This window comes from Paenibacillus sp. (genome assembly GCF_048976745.1).
Classification (GTDB): Bacteria; Bacillota; Bacilli; order Paenibacillales; family Paenibacillaceae; genus Paenibacillus.
Genome location: NZ_JBHGUU010000024.1, coordinates 160458 through 176397, shown reverse-complemented (window position 1 = coordinate 176397; position 15940 = coordinate 160458). Strand labels below are relative to the sequence as shown.

Genomic DNA, 15940 nt, shown 5'->3' with positions numbered 1-15940 from the left:
CCACGGATGACAGGGGCGCTTTATATTCGAAACAATTATGAAGATTGTGGTGTTTTATTACGTGGGGGCAGTGGGCCTAAATACTGATAGTACTGGGTTTCAATTCGGCCGTTGAACAACTTGCGACGTTTGTCTGCCTTATGACCGAAATACTCCTCGAAAGCTTTGGTTGATGTGATTGCAAAAAAGGACCATGTTGGCATGTCGAGGTAACTGCGCCCTAATGAGCGGAGTAACTTCTGAACTTCTTTTTCTTCACTCAGACGTTCACCATACGGGGGATTGGTGATGATGACACCATATTCACCCTGTGGTCTTGCGCGATGAGCTGGCAGGACACTGACTTCAATCTCTTTGGCGAAGCCGGCACTCTTGATTGCTGCCAGAGCTACTTCGATCGCTTCCGGATCAATATCACTACCTGAAATCTGTAGAGGGACATCGTCTCGCACAGCGTCGAATGCTTCTTCGCGCGCCTGTTCCCACAATTCTTCAGGAATGACAGCCCAATCCTCGGAGTTGAAGGTCCGACGGAGTCCTGGTGCAATGTTCCAGCCGATCATAGCGGCTTCAATCAGCATTGTGCCTGATCCACAGCATGGGTCATAGAATGGACGGGAGACATTCCAGCGACTGAGCTGAATAAGAGCTGCAGCAAGGGTTTCTTTGAGTGGTGCTTCGGTTACGAGTTTACGATATCCCCGTTTATGCAGACCTGGTCCGGTTGTATCCAAAGTAAGCAGGGCGCGATCGTTTAGCAAAATGACTTCAATCACATAACGAGACCCATCTTCGGGGAACCACTCTGTATCATAGGTCAGCTTCAGTTTCTCTACGATTGCTTTCTTCACAATCCCTTGTGATGCAGGCACACTGCTAAGTTGGGATTTTTGAGAGCGACCTTCTACAGGGAATTCACCATCGGCGGGAATCCACTCTTCCCAAGGCAGTGCTTTGGTGCCTTCAAACAATTCATCAAAAGTCGTGGCAGGGAATTCACCCATTTTGACCAATACACGATCCGAACTTCTCAGCCACAGATTACAACGGCAAATATCAATATAATCTCCTGTAAAGAAAACCCGGCCGTTGTCGATCGTAACATCTTCATACCCCAGTTGTTTCAGTTCCCGGGCAACAACAGCCTCGAGTCCCATCGCCGAGGTTGCAATCAATTGCAATTGAGCCATGTGATTCATTTCAACTCCATTTCAAGCTGGAGAAGGAACATCCTTCTCTCTGCTGTATAGTGACGGTGCGGCCTTGCCGCTTTCCGTGAAAAAACTTACAATGAGAAATGCGGTGAACGTATACACGCCTCCTTCGAGGTGATGCACCAATCAACCGCCTGTGTTGATAACAAACATTTATTATAGAACATTGGCATCCATATGGAAAGCAGTCCAAGTGTCCAAGGAGGATTTTGTGGTGAATCTGACCCCTGATGAATATGTAAATCAATTATTTCAAGAGGATGATCTTTTGCTGAAAGTGAAAGAGGCCATCCGTTCGAACGGTATGCCTGAAGTTTCCGTTGCGGCGGCGTATGGACGTCTGCTCACGTTTCTAGCCAAGACATCCAAAGCGGAAGCTGCGCTCGAAATCGGTGTGCTGGGCGGTTACAGCGGGATCTGCATTGCACGCGGTTTGCGTGAGAATGGAACCCTGACTTCGCTGGAACTGAAAGAGGAATATGCGGCAATGGCGCGTGGTCATCTGGAAGAAGGCGGTTTTGGCGAAAAGGTGGAATATCGCATTGGCCCGGCGGCAGACAGCCTGGTGCAATTGGAGCAGGAAGGTCGCACATTTGATTTCTTCTTTATTGACGCAGATAAGGAGAATTATCCGGTATATCTTGACTATGCCATTAACCTGGCCCGGCCAGGTGCTGTCATTGTAGGTGATAATTGTTTCTTGCGTGGTCGTACGCTGAATCCGGACAAGCAGGGCCCGGCCGTGCTTGCTGTTCGTCGCTTCAATGAACAGATGGCAAGTGACCCGCGTCTTGTGACGACGATGTTGCCGGACTACGATGGGCTCGTACTTGCTTGGGTGAAGTGAAAGTAAAAATTTCCTAAAGATAAAACTCTGATGAAACACGATCTCACGCTTCTATTTTTGTGAGGGGGCGTGTTCCATCGGAGTTTTTTTGTGTAAAAAATATTGATTGTTGAGAATGAGTTTTTATTGAGGTTTATCTAAAAATGAATTGATTTTTTAGCGAAGAAGAGATCATAACTAACTTTCAGATAATTTTATGGTAATATTTTATATAAGTAGTTATAAATTTCTATATATGGAGGTGTTAAATTGAGACCTTTATTCATTTTTCTTTCTTTGCTTCTGATCTCAGGTTTCGTATTTCATTTTCTTAACGTATACACGCCCTTTTTAATACTGCCAGTTTATATTGTACTTATTGCGATACTCGTTTTTTTGATTTTTCATCTTTTTAGGTATTATTTTACTAAATAAGAAGTAATTTGAAATTAATCAGAGAATTTATAAAAGGAGTGATTATAATACTAGGGAGGATACTTTTTATGAAGAAACAATTCACTGCACTTTTGATGTCGTTGTCACTTTTGGTAGGAGGCGCTGTTACAGTCTCAGCAGATTCATTAGAAGGAAAAGAAAATTTAAATAACATTGCAGAAGCTCGGGCCTATATAATTAAGAGTAGTTCTGAAATAGCGAATGAGTTGGAGAACTTAAAAATGTCTAAGGAGAATGTAACTCTGATTGAAATTCATGATGTTATTGAGAGCTATTATGAGAACAATCCCGCACCCTTAGAATTGGCTAATAATGACTCGATTTCTCTAGAAGATGTATTTCCAAATGAATCACAAAAGAATCAGTTAAATAACGAGGAAACATTCAGTTTAAATGAGTTTATTTCACAGCAAAAAGAAAACGAGGAAGTCCTAAGTTTCTCAACAGAAACTACAAAAACAGATGTTTATGTTGATAAATCAGGAATTTTTATTTTACATTCTGAAATTGACCCTAATAGTGCCATCAGAGCTGCTGCGTGGAGTTACACCGCTAACGAAAGGACGACCGGATCAGCTTATAATGCCTTAGGTCTAAAAATGTTTGATCTTTGGGCATCGGGAAGTTTTAGATATGATGGTTCAAAGGTAGAGGTTGCTACTAAAGATGGTGGTTACGAACGTAAATTCTGGGGATCGACATTGGAGTTAACTGATAGAGGGAGGGGACTTTCAAGAACGGTGGATCTTGAAGGGTACAAATACGCGGAAGTGTATAGCAGACTTAGAACAGAATCGACTCTTGGCTTTAGATGGTTTGGGCTTACACTTACTGATACTACTGTAGAGGTTAAAATTGGTAGTACAGTTAATGGTAATGTGTATACTGGAGGTGGCTCCATTTAAAATAGAACCGTACTTGAATTAATAGCCCACCGCGATGTGGGAAAGTAATACACAAAATCTGAAAACACACAAAGAAAGAGACGACACACCTTGAATCACAGGGAGCATCGTCTCTTCTTTGTCCAGATTTATAAAGGATGAGTTTTATTTATACTTCAGGCGTTCCGTACGTTTCAAACCATTTTTTGATGGTGTCAAAATCATCACTGAAGGACAAGCCCAGCATCAATAATACACGAGCTTGTTGTGGACTCAGATTATCGCCTGCAATGATACCTTTGCCACCACCGTATACACTTCCTGAACCCGTCCGAGTGGTAGTCACAAAGATGACACCTTCTTCGATAGCTTTGGTACGCGCTTGTCCCATCGCTCTGGAGATGCCGCCGGCTCCGGTACCGGAAGTCACGATTCCTTTGGCGCCGCTGCTCACGAATCCTTCGATGGCTCCGCCGCCAGCTTCTTGATACGAGATCGCAATTTCTACTTTGGCCAGATCGGCCTTTGTGATTTTACTTAGATCAAATACGGGCTTTGCTGTGCCTTCAGGTTTCAAGGCGCGTGCAGGAGCACGGTAGATTCGAATGTTTTCTTCATCAATATATCCTACAGCCCCAAGCATTGGGGTTTCAAATGTGTCTGTCCGATAATCATTTGTCTTGGTTACACCACGAGCAAGCTGGATCGTGTCATTCAACATGAGTACAGTGCCGAATGAAGTGGTACGACCACTGCCTGCAAGTTTGATTGCGTTGTACAGATTGGCTTGAGCGTCAGAACCGATAACAGTCCATGGACGCATGGAGCCTGTGATCACGACCGGTTTGTCACTCTGAACCGTCATATCGAGGAAATAGGCGATTTCCTCCATTGTGTCTGTACCTGTGGTAACGACAACACTGTCATACATTGCAAGAGCTTTGTCTACCGTCTGCGACAAGTCATAGAGGTCGGCCATGCTATAAGAACCCGAACCTGAGTTTCCAAATTGGAGTGTGCTAACATCAGCAATCTTCTGTTTATCCGGTAAGGCGTCTACCATCTCTCCAATGGGGAGTGTACCTGCCTTGTAATTCTGGAAGCTGGTGGCATCTTCGGATTGTCCGGCAATTGTTCCGCCTGTTCCGATTACCAGTACATTAGGCAGTGCAGATTGTTTGGAAGAGTCCGGTATTGCAGGGATGGATGTATTGCGAGCCGGCGTAGTGGTTGCTGTTTGAACAGCGCCTGTTGTGCCTTTCACCTCTACCGTAGCTGCGTGTGCAGCGTAGGTACCAATGGGTGACAACGAGATGGTTAGTGCTGTTAAAGCTGCGGTGCTCCATACGGCCCAGGGACGAAGATTGGATGTTTTACTCATGAATAGCACTCTCCTTCAAGTAAGTGTGATGTTAAGTTTGTTAAGAAGAATATGTATACCATTTCAAATTGATTGTATTTCATGTTAAATAATATGACAAACGAAGATAATGATAGAGTAATCGGTTACATTCGAAGATAATGAGAGTAAAATGATTGTTTATAAGGAATTATGAAAGATTATTCATTTTAATAGAGATAGAAAAGAGCTGGTTTTAGTAGTTTTAAAAGAAAACAAGCCCTTTTAATGTAAGTTAACTTCACATATTGAGTCTTTTGTCCTGATAAAACGAAGCATTTTAATAAAAGAATGTCGAATTGGGTCTCATAGCAGAAGTGGGTAACAGAATGAGAGGATGGTAGTAACAGACATTAGGTAATGGGGCTCAATTACGGTCTAAAGATTGGTTTCGTTATAGAGTTATGTTTATAATAGGGGTGATCAACATATGTAAATAAATATATAATATTGATTGGAGGAGAAACGATGAAACAGGCACCGAGAAAGTATGCAAATTACATTCCGATTCGGGAACTGGAGACTTTGGAAGAGAGGTTATCCCCCTTCAAGGTGTATGCAGAACTTCGTGATAACACTCCAGTCCGATATGATGAGCATCGAGAATGTTGGGATGTTTTCGGTTATGAAGATGTGAAGTACGTATTGAAAAACCCGAAACTGTTCTCTTCTGCACGTGATCGTGCCAATACGAGCATGTTGACGACAGACCCTCCCAAACACAAACAGTTGCGTGATCTGGTGAACCAGGCGTTTACACCCAAGGCAATCGAAGCGTTGGCTCCACGTATTCAGGAAATCACGGATGAGTTAATTGCTCCACATCTGTCAAAAGGACATATGGAACTTATCGATGACCTTGCAACGCCACTACCCGTCATTGTGATTGCAGAATTAATCGGAGTCCCTGCGGCGGATCGTCAAAAGTTCAAAGACTGGTCTGATGTATTGGTGAAAGGTGCACGTGATGATAGTGAACAGGCCTTTCAGGAGATACTGGAGGAGAAAAAAAGAAATATGCAGGAGCTGCATATCTATTTCACTGGCATTATGGAAGAACGTCGGTTGCAGCCAGAGGATGATCTGATCTCGTTATTGCTTGCTGCGGAGATTGAGGGTCAGAAGTTGACTGCAGATGAAGTGGTAGGCTTCTGTATTCTCTTGCTTGCTGCCGGTAATGAAACAACAACCAACCTGATCACTAATGCGGTTCGTATACTGTCTGAACAACCCGAGCTACAACAGGAGTTGCGCGAACATCCTGAACGGATTACTTCTGCGATTGAAGAGACGCTGAGATATTATCCGCCAATTGTCGCGATTGGGCGGGTCGCCAAGGAAACTGTAGAGTTGAATGGTCAGACGATTCAAGCTGGAGAGCAGGTGATTTCCTGGGTTGGAGCAGCCAATCGGGATCGTACCCAATTTGAACACCCGGAAGATTTCATCTCTGATCGCAAGCCCAACAGGCATATGGGATTTGGGTTTGGCATTCATTTTTGTCTGGGGGCACCACTCGCTCGTTTGGAGGCAAGGGTAGTTCTTCATACATTGCTTCAGCACATGGAGCGTATTCAGCTTGTGCCGGAAACAGTCTTGGAACCGATACAAAGTGCCTTTGTATTTGGTGTGAAACATTATCCGATTCAATTCAAACTAATAAATAAATAATGAATGGCACATGAATCACAAAAGCCGCTCTCAGGCCAATTAGGCTCTGGAAGCGGCTTTTTCAATAAAATAGTAAGATGGACTCGTTAAAAAATGGATGGGGAATCAGGATTCCCGAATAGAAGCAGGTTTGTTATACAATTTGAATCTGACCCAAACCATATTAAGCAGTAACAGTCCGCCAGAGACGATAAACAGACCTTCGATCCCGATGAATCCTGCCATAAAACCTCCAATGATTGCTCCAAGCATGTTGCCCAGCGCCAGAGTGCTCGTATTAAAACTGAATGCACGGCTGATCATGCTATCGGACGTATAGGAACGGATCAAGGCATTAACGCTCGGAAGCAGGCCACCCATGAACACACCCATCATGAATCGAACAAGAATGAGTTGCCACACGGTCTGAACAAATGCCTGCGGAATAAGCATGAGTCCTGTTCCTATGAGGGAGAACGTCAGCACCTTGTGAGGACCAATCCGGTCACTCAGCTTGCCGAGGATCGGAGACATCGCCATATTGGATAATCCCGTAACTGCACCGACAAGTCCTGCCCAGAAGGCCACATTTACATCCGAACCATGCAATTTTTGCACATACAACGGCAAGAGTGACATGGGGCTAATCATCGCAAACTGCAACAGAAACGTCACAGCAAACAGCGCAGGTAGTTGAGGTGACTTGTTCAGCTCCTTCAGACCGGACAATACGGATTGTGCCGGCAGTTTGGCTGCTTCTTGGCGGTCAAATTTCTCTCTCACCAGGAACATGGCGAGCATGGAAGCAACAAAGATCAGTCCACCTGTAATGTAGAAAATGGGGCGGAAGCCTACTGCATCCGCTAGCAATCCACCAATAAGCGGACCCAGGATTGTGCCGGCAACCTGCCCGGACTGACTGATTCCCATGGCAAAACCCATGCGGTCTTTCGGAGTGGTACCCGATATCAGCGCAACAGCCGCAGGATTGAAACCGGAGATTGTACCGTTAAGCAAACGCAATAAGAGAAGCTGCCAGGGATTCTGTGCCAGACCCATAAGGGCAATGACGATGGCCATCCCGAATCCCGAACGAAGCAGCATAACTTTTCGACCATACTTGTCGGATAACTTGCCCCACAGCGGTTGGAACAAAAATGAGGTGAGGAAATTGGCTGCAAAAATAAATCCCGCCCAAATGCCAATTTCATGTTCGCCAACAACGCCCAGATCTCTCGCGAGATAAAGAGACAAAAATGGGGTAATCATGGTCATGCCCGAATTGACCAAAAATTGTCCAAACCAAAGCACAATGAGGTTCACTTTCCACGTTTTCAAAGTGCTTTCACTTCCTTTCAAAGATATTTCTGTAATTCTCTAAAAAAAACCATTCTTTCATTATAACATAATTGGCATATGGGGGATGGGTGTAAGGAATGTCATAGTATTGTCACGTAGAACGCATCTGCATGTGGTTGTTACGGCTGTTTAAAAAGGGCATAATGGTAATTATGAGTCCAAAAACTATTGGAGGCTTCTTACATGAGCTATAATGATCGACTGATTCGGGCAAGTTTCAAACAACAGGTAGACCGTGTCCCGGTATGGTACATGCGTCAAGCTGGACGTTATGATCCTGAATATCGCAAAGTTAAAGAAAAGTACTCCTTGCTAGAAATCTGCAAACAACCCGAGCTGGCGGCTGAAGTTACTCTTATGCCTGTACGCAAACTTGGTGTAGATGCGGCTATTTTGTATTCCGATATTATGAATCCGGTTGCCTCATTGGGCATTGATTTTGACATTGTAAAAAATATTGGACCGGTAATCGATAATCCTATTCGTTCAGCTGCAGATGTGGATCGGCTGCGCCCCATCGACGTAGAAGGGGATCTGTCGCATATTCTGAAGACCATTCGAATTCTGGATAAGGAGCTTGACGTGCCTCTGATTACATTTGCGGGTGCACCTTTCACGATTGCGAGTTATCTGATCGAAGGCCGACCTTCGAAAGGGTATATCCGCACCAAAACGATGATGTACAGCGAGCCTGAGGTGTGGCATAAGCTGATGCAGAAGCTTGGTGATATGGTTATTACATATGTCCGTGCGCATATTGCGAATGGCGGTAAGGCATTCCAGTTGTTTGACAGCTGGGTTGGAGCACTTTCTCCCAAAGACTTCAGAACATATGTGTTGCCTACGATTACCCGTATCTTTACCGAATTATCGGATTTGAATGTACCGAAGATTTATTTCCCTGGTGTTGCATCCGGCGAGTTGTTGCCAGCGCTGCATAATCTGCAAGCCGATGTGATTGGTTTGGACTGGAGAGTATCCATTTCGGAAGGGCGTCAACGTCTTGGCGGCAAATTTGCAGTACAGGGTAACCTGGACCCCTATGTGCTGACTGCCCCGATGGAACTGATCAAGGAGCAAGCCAAAGTGATTATTGACGAAGGAATCAAGGAGCCGGGGTATATTTTCAACCTGGGACACGGACTATTTCCTGAAGCATCTCTTGATAAGCTCAGAGAACTAACGGCTTATATTCATGAATATTCTGCCGAAGCAATGAAGACTGGGGTGACGGTAACCAATGACTAATACTGTAGGTGTACTGGTGATGTCGTATGGCACACCTGAAAATATGGAGAGTGTTGAAGCGTATTACACACATATCCGCAGAGGGCGTCCGCCTGAACCGGAACAATTGAAGGAACTGAAGGATCGTTATGAAGCCATTGTTGGCGGTGTTTTCCCACTTCGGGAGAATACAGACAATCAGGTCAAGGCTCTTCAGGAGACGTTGAACCGCGATGAGCGTGGCACTGGTGTGGAATTCCGTTGTTATCAAGGACTGAAGCATGCCTATCCGTTTATTGAGGACGGCGTGGAACAGATGGCGAAGGATGGAATTCGTACAGCGATTGGTATTGTACTGGCTCCTCATTTCTCCACGATGAGTGTAGGCAGTTATATCAAACGTGCGCGTGAAAAAGCAGAAGAGCTGGGCGTTCACATGTCCTTTATTGAGAGTTATCATCTGCATCCGAAGTTAATTCAGGCGTTGTCCACACGTGTCAGTGCCAAGTTGGATGCGTTTGAGGAAGCTGGAGCAAAACGCGGAGATGTGAAGGTGTTGTTCAGTGCTCACAGCCTGCCGGCACGTATTGTGGAGATGGGTGATCCATACCCGCAACAATTGCTGGAGACTTCGGAAGTGATTGCCTCTCATGTAGGAATAACCAATTGGCAATTTACGTGGCAAAGTGCCGGACGAACAGCTGAGCCTTGGCTTGGACCAGATATTCTGGATACGTTACAGGAACTTTCGCGTGAACAGGTAGAGGATGTACTTGTTGCACCAATCGGGTTTGTCTCGGATCATCTCGAAGTGCTTTATGATCTCGATATTGAGGCCAAATCGATTGCCAAAGAGATCGACATGCGCCTGATGCGTATTGATTCTCTCAATAGCGATCCTCTTTACATGGAGACCTTAAGCGACGTTATTATAAGCCAATGGCAGCAAGGGTCGGATGAGTAATGGGTGAGAAGAAACGCCGTGTTGTTGTCGTCGGCGGTGGCCTCACCGGCCTCAGCGCGGCATTTTATATCCGCAAGCATTACCGTGAAGCGGGAGTTGAACCCGTGATTACTCTAGTTGAGAAAAGCTCGTCCATGGGGGGCATGATTGAGACACTGCACCGGGATGGATTTGTGATTGAAAAAGGGCCGGATTCCTTCCTGGCCCGTAAAACGGCAATGATTGACTTGGCCAAAGAATTGGAGATTGATCATGAGTTGGTCAGTCAGAATCCGGAATCGAAGAAAACGTATATCATGCAGCGTGGCAAGCTTCATCCAATGCCAGCAGGACTTGTTCTCGGTATTCCGACAGAACTAAGACCATTCCTGAGAAGTGGTCTCGTCTCTCCGGCAGGCAAACTGCGGGCGTTGATGGATTTTGTCATCCCGCCTCGTCGTTCAACAGAGGATGAATCGCTCGGTTATATGATTGAGCGCCGTCTTGGAGCAGAAGTGTTGGAGAACTTGACAGAACCACTGCTCGCGGGAATCTATGCAGGTGATATGCAACGCTTGAGCCTTCAGGCTACTTTCCCGCAGTTCGGTGAAGTAGAACGTGATTACGGAAGCTTGATCCGGGGCATGATGACAGGTCGCAAACCGGCTGAGACGCATACCGGTACAAAACGGAGTGCTTTTCTGAACTTTCGCCAGGGTTTGCAGAGCCTTGTTCATGCACTCGTCCATGAGTTGCAGGATGTGGATCAACGTCTGAACACCGCGGTGAAGTCACTGCAACATCTGGATGGAGCACAGACCCGATACCATGTGGAGCTGGAGAATGGTGAAATGCTTGAAGCGGACGATGTCGTGGTTACTGTGCCGACGTATGTCGCTTCGGAGCTGTTGAAACCTCACGTGGACACAGCGGCACTGGATGCAATTAACTATGTGTCAGTAGCCAATGTAGTGCTCGCTTTTGAGAAAAAAGAGGTGGAGCATGTATTCGACGGATCAGGGTTCCTTGTTCCAAGGAAAGAGGGCCGGAATATCACGGCTTGCACCTGGACATCGACGAAATGGCTGCATACCAGCCCGGATGATAAAGTACTGCTCCGCTGTTATGTGGGTCGCTCCGGTGACGAACAGAATGTTGAGCTTCCGGATGACGCGCTGACGGATCTGGTTCTCAAGGATCTGAGAGAGACGATGGGTATCGAAGCCGTACCGATCTTCTCCGAGATTACAAGGCTTCGTAAATCCATGCCACAGTATCCGGTGGGGCACCTCCAACATATTGCTGCGCTTCGTGAGGAGCTTGGTAGCAAGTTACCAGGTGTGTACATTGCAGGTGCAGGTTATGAGGGCGTAGGTCTGCCGGATTGCATCAGACAAGCGAAGGACATGTCTATCCTCGCAACACAAGAGCTTGCAGCAGATTAAGTACAGCAGGAGAGCTGTCTCGAACGTAGAATTATCTACTGGAGAGATGGCTTTTTTTACGTGAAGATCTGGAAGCTAATTGAGTTAATACCCTTTCAATCGATACAGTTCCAAGGAATGATGGAAATCCAGAATATGCCTGATATAATGGTATGTATGGCTGTGAAGAAGAAGAGGAGTTGCTTATGTATCCCCCAAGATCAGATCGAAGTGTAGAGAGGAAAAAAAGAAAGCGTACCATCAATAGAATCATCTGGACAGTTAATCTTGTATTGATCATGGCAATTGGTCTGGTGGGCATTTTTTATGTCATGAATACACGTCAGCAACAGGCAGACCAGCCGGTGAAGCAAGAAATTGTTGATCCGAATCAACCTTCCAATGGAGACGATGCCAAAGGCGGGGATCAAGTAAGTACTCCAGACCCGAAGTCCGTTGAGACTCCAGAAGAACCCGAGGCTACGGATGAAGAGACAACAGCGGATGCAGATAAGACATCCGGAGTAGCGACACCTGATACTTCAGGCAATACCAATAGTGGGAAAGCCGAATCTGGAACGAAAAAACCAGCGGCAGATTCGACACCGTCCGGCACTAAAGGAAATGCAGGTGTGGATACCGAATCAGGGACGTCGAAACCTTCCAATTCAGCGAAGGATGTCACGATTAATTTTGTTGGCGATATCCAGTTCTCAGGCAAAGTTGCTGAACTGCTGGATAAGAACGGTTATGATTATCCCTTTGCCAAACTCGGCAGATTATTCAAGGATGATGATCTTACCATCGGCAACTTAGAGACACCGATAACCCTGGGTGGTACGGGGGCAGCTGACAAAACATATGTATACAAATCTTCGCCCAAAGCATTGGCGGCAATGGCCTCTGCGGGTTTTGATGCTGTCAATTTGGCTAACAATCATATTCTGGATCAGGGAGTAGAGGGTTTGGTAGATACGTTAACCTATCTCAAGGAATATGGTATAGCTCACACCGGGGCTGGCATGAACAGGGATGAAGCGTATGCTCCAGCGTATCTGGAACGCAAAGGCATGAAGATTGCATTGCTGGGGTTCTCCCGTGTTGTACCCGAAACGAGTTGGAAGGCGGAAGGCAACCGGGCTGGCGTGGCTGAAGCCTATGATTCTACAGGAGCAGTCAAAGCAATTCAGGATGCCCGTAAGAAGGCTGATCTGGTGATCGTGGTTGCACACTGGGGGGAGGAACGTGTGAGTACTCCAAACAGTGACCAGACACGATTGGCTCATGAGTTTGTCGATGCTGGCGCGGATCTCGTCATAGGTGGTCATCCTCATGTGTTGCAAGGGTTGGAGTACTATAAGGGAAAGTGGATTGCATACAGTACGGGAAATTTCATTTTCTCCAGATCAACAACCGAAGAGACATGGAAAACAGCGGTATTTCAGGCTCGCTGTAGTCGGGATGCAGCTTGCAGTATGAAAGTTATCCCTTATGAAGCGGGGCTTGGTCAGGCCATTCCGATGATTGATGAGGCGAACAAACTGCTGTTGGAACAGATGGCAAAGCTCTCCCCAGGCATTCGTTATGATGGGAATGGAGTTGCCTCGCCTAATTAAAAACCTTTTTTTGAGGAGCGAATCAAATGAACAACCTTTGTGTAGCGCACCGTGGATTTTCTTCTATTGCACCAGAGAATACGATGGCTGCATTCCTAATGGCCATGGAACGGCCTGAAGTTCAGTGGATGGAGCTGGATGTGCAGTTGTCGCGTGATGGTGTGCCCGTAATCATTCATGATTTTACATTGGATCGCACGACGAATGGCAAGGGTCTGGTTCGGGAAACCGATTGGGCTGATCTCCAGCGTCTGGATGCGGGAGCATGGAAAAACAAGTCTTACAAAGGCGAACGGATTCCGGCACTTAGTGAATTATTAGATCGCTCTTGCGGCAGAGTGCGTTTGAACATTGAACTGAAAACGCAGGGAGATATGTACCCGGGTCTGCCTGCGGCGGTTATACATGAAGTTAGAAAAAGACATATGCAAAATGATGTTGTGATCACCTCATTTGAACCATCCGCTCTGATCGAAGTGAAGAAACTTGCACCGGAGATCCAGACGGGGCTTATTATCGATGCACGACCAGGGGATCTGTTAACCGCGCTGCGGCAGATGAATTGTACATTCCTCTCGATTGGATACACCAATGTAGACAAATCCTTAATGAACGAGATGAGGAGTGCGGGCATTCGAGTGATGGCTTGGACAGTGGATGACAAGACCATTATGAAGAAACTGGCGGCTGTTGATCCCGAACTCATGTTATGTACGAATCGTCCTGATGTATGGGAACTTGCGTTTCAGGAGACGAGCAGCCGATTCTTCAGACCATAATTTGCACGATATACACTAATGAACCCGATAAAGGTGGTAATATCCCCATGTTGACTAACATTCGCAATGTATACTGTGTAGGACGCAATTATAAACTTCATGCGGAAGAATTGGGTAACGCGGTTCCGGATGAACCAATGATCTTCATGAAACCTTCTCATGCAGTCGTGCCTCTGAATGGTGAAACAATTGAATTGCCTGCTACCAAGGGTGAGGTTCACTATGAAGCTGAATTGGTCGTGCAAATCGGCCGCAGTTATGAGCCAGGTATGACGGTAGATGAGCTGGTGGATGCGTATGCGTTTGGTATCGATTTTACGTTACGTGACGTACAGTCCGTGATTAAGAAAAAGGGCCATCCGTGGACAGCGGCCAAAGGTTTCAAAAATTCGGCTCCGGTTACTGCATTCCAGGCGTTCCCGGGGGCGGCAGCACTGCTGGAGAAAGATTTTACGTTGACTAAAAACGGTGAGGAAGTCCAGCGCGGTAACATTCGTAACATGATTTTCAGTTTACAGGATATTGTGAATTATGTAGGTCACCATTACGGCTTGGGGCCGGGAGATGTTATTTTTACAGGAACACCCGAAGGTGTTGGACCAACACAAGCAGGAGATGTGCTCGAACTGGCATGGGACGGCGAATCCTTGGGTGCATGCACCATTGGGGCAGCGCAATAAGGATTACACATCATACCTGCTTGATAAGAGAATAGGGTACAAAAAAGGGGCGTGCATACGCTCCTTTTTGCCATGTTATTAATAGCAAATTCATATTTTCATCGTACGGATTGGTCGCTAATTATATCAGGTTATAAGCTGTGTTTGCGCTCTGCGTGACCAACTCTTCCAGTTCAGCTTGTTGTGCAGCATGTTGCTTCGAGCTGATACTTCCATTTGCGAGTCGCTCATCCAACTGCTCTCTGAGCTGTCTTACTTGTATAGCAATCACTTCATCCAAGTCCCCGTTGTTTTCTTCCGTAATTGTTCTCAGCGATTTGCCGTTGTACAGCTCCTGATACAGATCCGCTTCTGAAGGCTGATTGAGAGCGCTGAGCAGCTCGTCATTGTTTCCCTCACGAGTATCCAGGTCAACGATGGACCATTTAGCAGTAGGTATGGGGGAGATGGCGGATTGGCCCCATGCTGTTCCGGCGAAGGACATGGTGACAATCATTGTGCCTATAATAATGACTCGTTTCATGTTCATATGCATATTCCTCATTTCTGTAGTAGAGTACGAACGAACTGATTCGTAGCTTGTCGTAGATGTATTTGTTGATGTATCGATCTGAGAATAGTGTAAATGGAGAACCTGAAGTGAAACTTAAAACGGAATAAATAATCTCAATCATAATTCGCACTTGACAGGTTGGGTTAGTTGGTTATATGATGATCTCAATTATTTTAATACTCATTAAATGAACAGTGAACTAATTTGAATCGAATAATAAATCGAGCTGATTGGACCGCCAAAGGCTCCCGGGACTACTCCACTATGGAATGTCCACGGGGGCCTTTTTTCATGTGCTGTTGAGGTTTCAGACGATCAAGGAGGTTATGAAAATGAGTGATAGAGACTGGGAAGCATTGGAGCGGACGGACTGGTTATTCCGCAAAATGGTCAGACGATTTGTCAAAGAGCGGGATCGCATCTCTGTCGAAGGTATCAGCCTGCCAGGCATGCTTATCTTGCACAAGATCATTCGTGACGGGGAACAGCGGCTTGGCGATTTGGCGGAACAATTGGACTTTACATCGGGTGCCATTACAGCTCTGACCGATAAGTTGGAGAAAAAGGGACTCACCATCCGCAGACGAAAGGAAGACGACCGCCGGACGGTTTTACTGGACATCACATCCAGCGGGCGGGAGATGTATGAGAGAAACAGCAACATCGGTGCCCGATGTATCACGCTTCTGTTTGAGGGTTTTACAAAGGAGGAACTGGAGCAGCAAAGTCAATTCTATGAGCGGGTGATAGCGAATCTGGAGGGGTTCTCGGACACGGTGCTGGAATTGGCGGAGAACAACGGGATACAAGAACAGGATCGGTCCTCCACAAGTGACTTTGAGCAGAAGCAGCGGGACTATAGCGGGAAGAGTAACTATCTCAGTTATTGAGGTTGGGTCAAGTTAACGACATTTGATATACCACATACTT

General features: G+C 46.1%; 14 protein-coding genes. 10 read left to right on the top strand and 4 right to left on the bottom strand.

Annotated elements, in window-relative coordinates; genetic code table 11:
- Nucleotides 1–35: 35 nt before the first annotated feature.
- Nucleotides 36–1190 (bottom strand): THUMP domain-containing class I SAM-dependent RNA methyltransferase, encoded by a 1155-nt coding sequence (locus ACE3K2_RS26675; RefSeq protein WP_421898493.1) that lies wholly within the window; start codon nt 1188–1190, stop codon nt 36–38.
- Between the two features lie 238 nt (nt 1191–1428).
- Here ACE3K2_RS26675 and ACE3K2_RS26670 point away from each other — a divergent pair, with 238 nt between their 5' ends.
- Both ACE3K2_RS26670 and ACE3K2_RS26665 read left to right on the top strand, forming a co-directional pair.
- Entirely contained in the window at nt 1429–2061 is a 633-nt protein-coding gene (locus ACE3K2_RS26670; RefSeq protein WP_421897239.1) for an O-methyltransferase, read from the top strand.
- A 482-nt stretch (nt 2062–2543) separates the two neighbouring features.
- Nucleotides 2544–3401: a hypothetical protein gene (locus ACE3K2_RS26665; RefSeq protein ID WP_421897236.1), complete on the top strand. Its 858-nt coding sequence runs from the start codon at nt 2544–2546 to the stop codon at nt 3399–3401.
- A gap of 148 nt (nt 3402–3549) precedes the next feature.
- Here ACE3K2_RS26665 and ACE3K2_RS26660 read toward each other — a convergent pair whose 3' ends face one another.
- Nucleotides 3550–4761, bottom strand: coding sequence for an asparaginase (locus ACE3K2_RS26660; RefSeq protein ID WP_421897233.1), 1212 nt, complete (start codon nt 4759–4761; stop codon nt 3550–3552).
- Nucleotides 4762–5247: 486 nt separating this feature from the next.
- On the opposite strand from ACE3K2_RS26660, the gene ACE3K2_RS26655 reads away from it, so the two are divergent.
- Nucleotides 5248–6450, top strand: coding sequence for a cytochrome P450 (locus tag ACE3K2_RS26655; RefSeq protein WP_421897230.1), 1203 nt, complete (start codon nt 5248–5250; stop codon nt 6448–6450).
- A gap of 105 nt (nt 6451–6555) precedes the next feature.
- On the opposite strand, the gene ACE3K2_RS26650 is transcribed toward ACE3K2_RS26655, so the two are convergent.
- Nucleotides 6556–7767, bottom strand: coding sequence for an MFS transporter (locus ACE3K2_RS26650; RefSeq protein ID WP_017689411.1), 1212 nt, complete (start codon nt 7765–7767; stop codon nt 6556–6558).
- A 204-nt stretch (nt 7768–7971) separates the two neighbouring features.
- Here ACE3K2_RS26650 and hemE point away from each other — a divergent pair, with 204 nt between their 5' ends.
- From hemE to ACE3K2_RS26620, 6 genes are all read left to right on the top strand, one after another.
- Nucleotides 7972–9036: a uroporphyrinogen decarboxylase gene (gene hemE / locus ACE3K2_RS26645; RefSeq protein ID WP_421897227.1), complete on the top strand. Its 1065-nt coding sequence runs from the start codon at nt 7972–7974 to the stop codon at nt 9034–9036.
- Complete coding sequence (hemH, locus tag ACE3K2_RS26640) at nt 9029–9979, top strand: ferrochelatase (RefSeq protein WP_421897225.1); 951 nt, start codon at nt 9029–9031, stop codon at nt 9977–9979. The genes hemE and hemH overlap by 8 nt, the downstream gene beginning before the upstream one ends.
- Nucleotides 9979–11403: a protoporphyrinogen oxidase gene (gene hemY, locus ACE3K2_RS26635; protein ID WP_421897222.1), complete on the top strand. Its 1425-nt coding sequence runs from the start codon at nt 9979–9981 to the stop codon at nt 11401–11403. The genes hemH and hemY overlap by 1 nt, the downstream gene beginning before the upstream one ends.
- Before the next feature lie 185 nt (nt 11404–11588).
- Entirely contained in the window at nt 11589–12998 is a 1410-nt protein-coding gene (locus ACE3K2_RS26630) for a CapA family protein (RefSeq protein ID WP_421897219.1), read from the top strand.
- 26 nt (nt 12999–13024) lie between these two features.
- A complete protein-coding gene (locus ACE3K2_RS26625) occupies nt 13025–13777 on the top strand; it encodes a glycerophosphodiester phosphodiesterase (RefSeq protein WP_421897216.1) in 753 nt (250 codons plus the stop codon).
- A 47-nt stretch (nt 13778–13824) separates the two neighbouring features.
- Nucleotides 13825–14457: a fumarylacetoacetate hydrolase family protein gene (locus tag ACE3K2_RS26620; RefSeq protein ID WP_421897213.1), complete on the top strand. Its 633-nt coding sequence runs from the start codon at nt 13825–13827 to the stop codon at nt 14455–14457.
- Between the two features lie 121 nt (nt 14458–14578).
- Here the strand turns inward: ACE3K2_RS26620 and ACE3K2_RS26615 are convergent, their stop codons facing one another.
- Nucleotides 14579–14986, bottom strand: coding sequence for a hypothetical protein (locus ACE3K2_RS26615; protein ID WP_421897211.1), 408 nt, complete (start codon nt 14984–14986; stop codon nt 14579–14581).
- 356 nt (nt 14987–15342) lie between these two features.
- Between ACE3K2_RS26615 and ACE3K2_RS26610 the strand changes: the two genes are divergently transcribed.
- Nucleotides 15343–15900 (top strand): MarR family winged helix-turn-helix transcriptional regulator, encoded by a 558-nt coding sequence (locus tag ACE3K2_RS26610; RefSeq protein WP_421897208.1) that lies wholly within the window; start codon nt 15343–15345, stop codon nt 15898–15900.
- Nucleotides 15901–15940 lie beyond the last annotated feature (40 nt).

What these genes read in the sequence shown, in the direction of transcription:
- ACE3K2_RS26630 (WP_421897219.1), top strand. Translation starts at nt 11,589, where the DNA reads ATGTATCCCCCAAGATCAGATCGAAGTGTAGAGAGGAAAAAAAGAAAG.
- ACE3K2_RS26610 (WP_421897208.1), top strand. Translation starts at nt 15,343, where the DNA reads ATGAGTGATAGAGACTGGGAAGCATTGGAGCGGACGGACTGGTTATTC.
- ACE3K2_RS26665 (WP_421897236.1), top strand. Translation starts at nt 2,544, where the DNA reads ATGAAGAAACAATTCACTGCACTTTTGATGTCGTTGTCACTTTTGGTA.
- ACE3K2_RS26625 (WP_421897216.1), top strand. Translation starts at nt 13,025, where the DNA reads ATGAACAACCTTTGTGTAGCGCACCGTGGATTTTCTTCTATTGCACCA.
- ACE3K2_RS26620 (WP_421897213.1), top strand. Translation starts at nt 13,825, where the DNA reads ATGTTGACTAACATTCGCAATGTATACTGTGTAGGACGCAATTATAAA.
- hemY (WP_421897222.1), top strand. Translation starts at nt 9,979, where the DNA reads ATGGGTGAGAAGAAACGCCGTGTTGTTGTCGTCGGCGGTGGCCTCACC.
- ACE3K2_RS26675 (WP_421898493.1), bottom strand. Translation starts at nt 1,190, where the DNA reads ATGGCTCAATTGCAATTGATTGCAACCTCGGCGATGGGACTCGAGGCT.
- ACE3K2_RS26660 (WP_421897233.1), bottom strand. Translation starts at nt 4,761, where the DNA reads ATGAGTAAAACATCCAATCTTCGTCCCTGGGCCGTATGGAGCACCGCA.
- hemE (WP_421897227.1), top strand. Translation starts at nt 7,972, where the DNA reads ATGAGCTATAATGATCGACTGATTCGGGCAAGTTTCAAACAACAGGTA.
- hemH (WP_421897225.1), top strand. Translation starts at nt 9,029, where the DNA reads ATGACTAATACTGTAGGTGTACTGGTGATGTCGTATGGCACACCTGAA.
- ACE3K2_RS26615 (WP_421897211.1), bottom strand. Translation starts at nt 14,986, where the DNA reads ATGAACATGAAACGAGTCATTATTATAGGCACAATGATTGTCACCATG.
- ACE3K2_RS26655 (WP_421897230.1), top strand. Translation starts at nt 5,248, where the DNA reads ATGAAACAGGCACCGAGAAAGTATGCAAATTACATTCCGATTCGGGAA.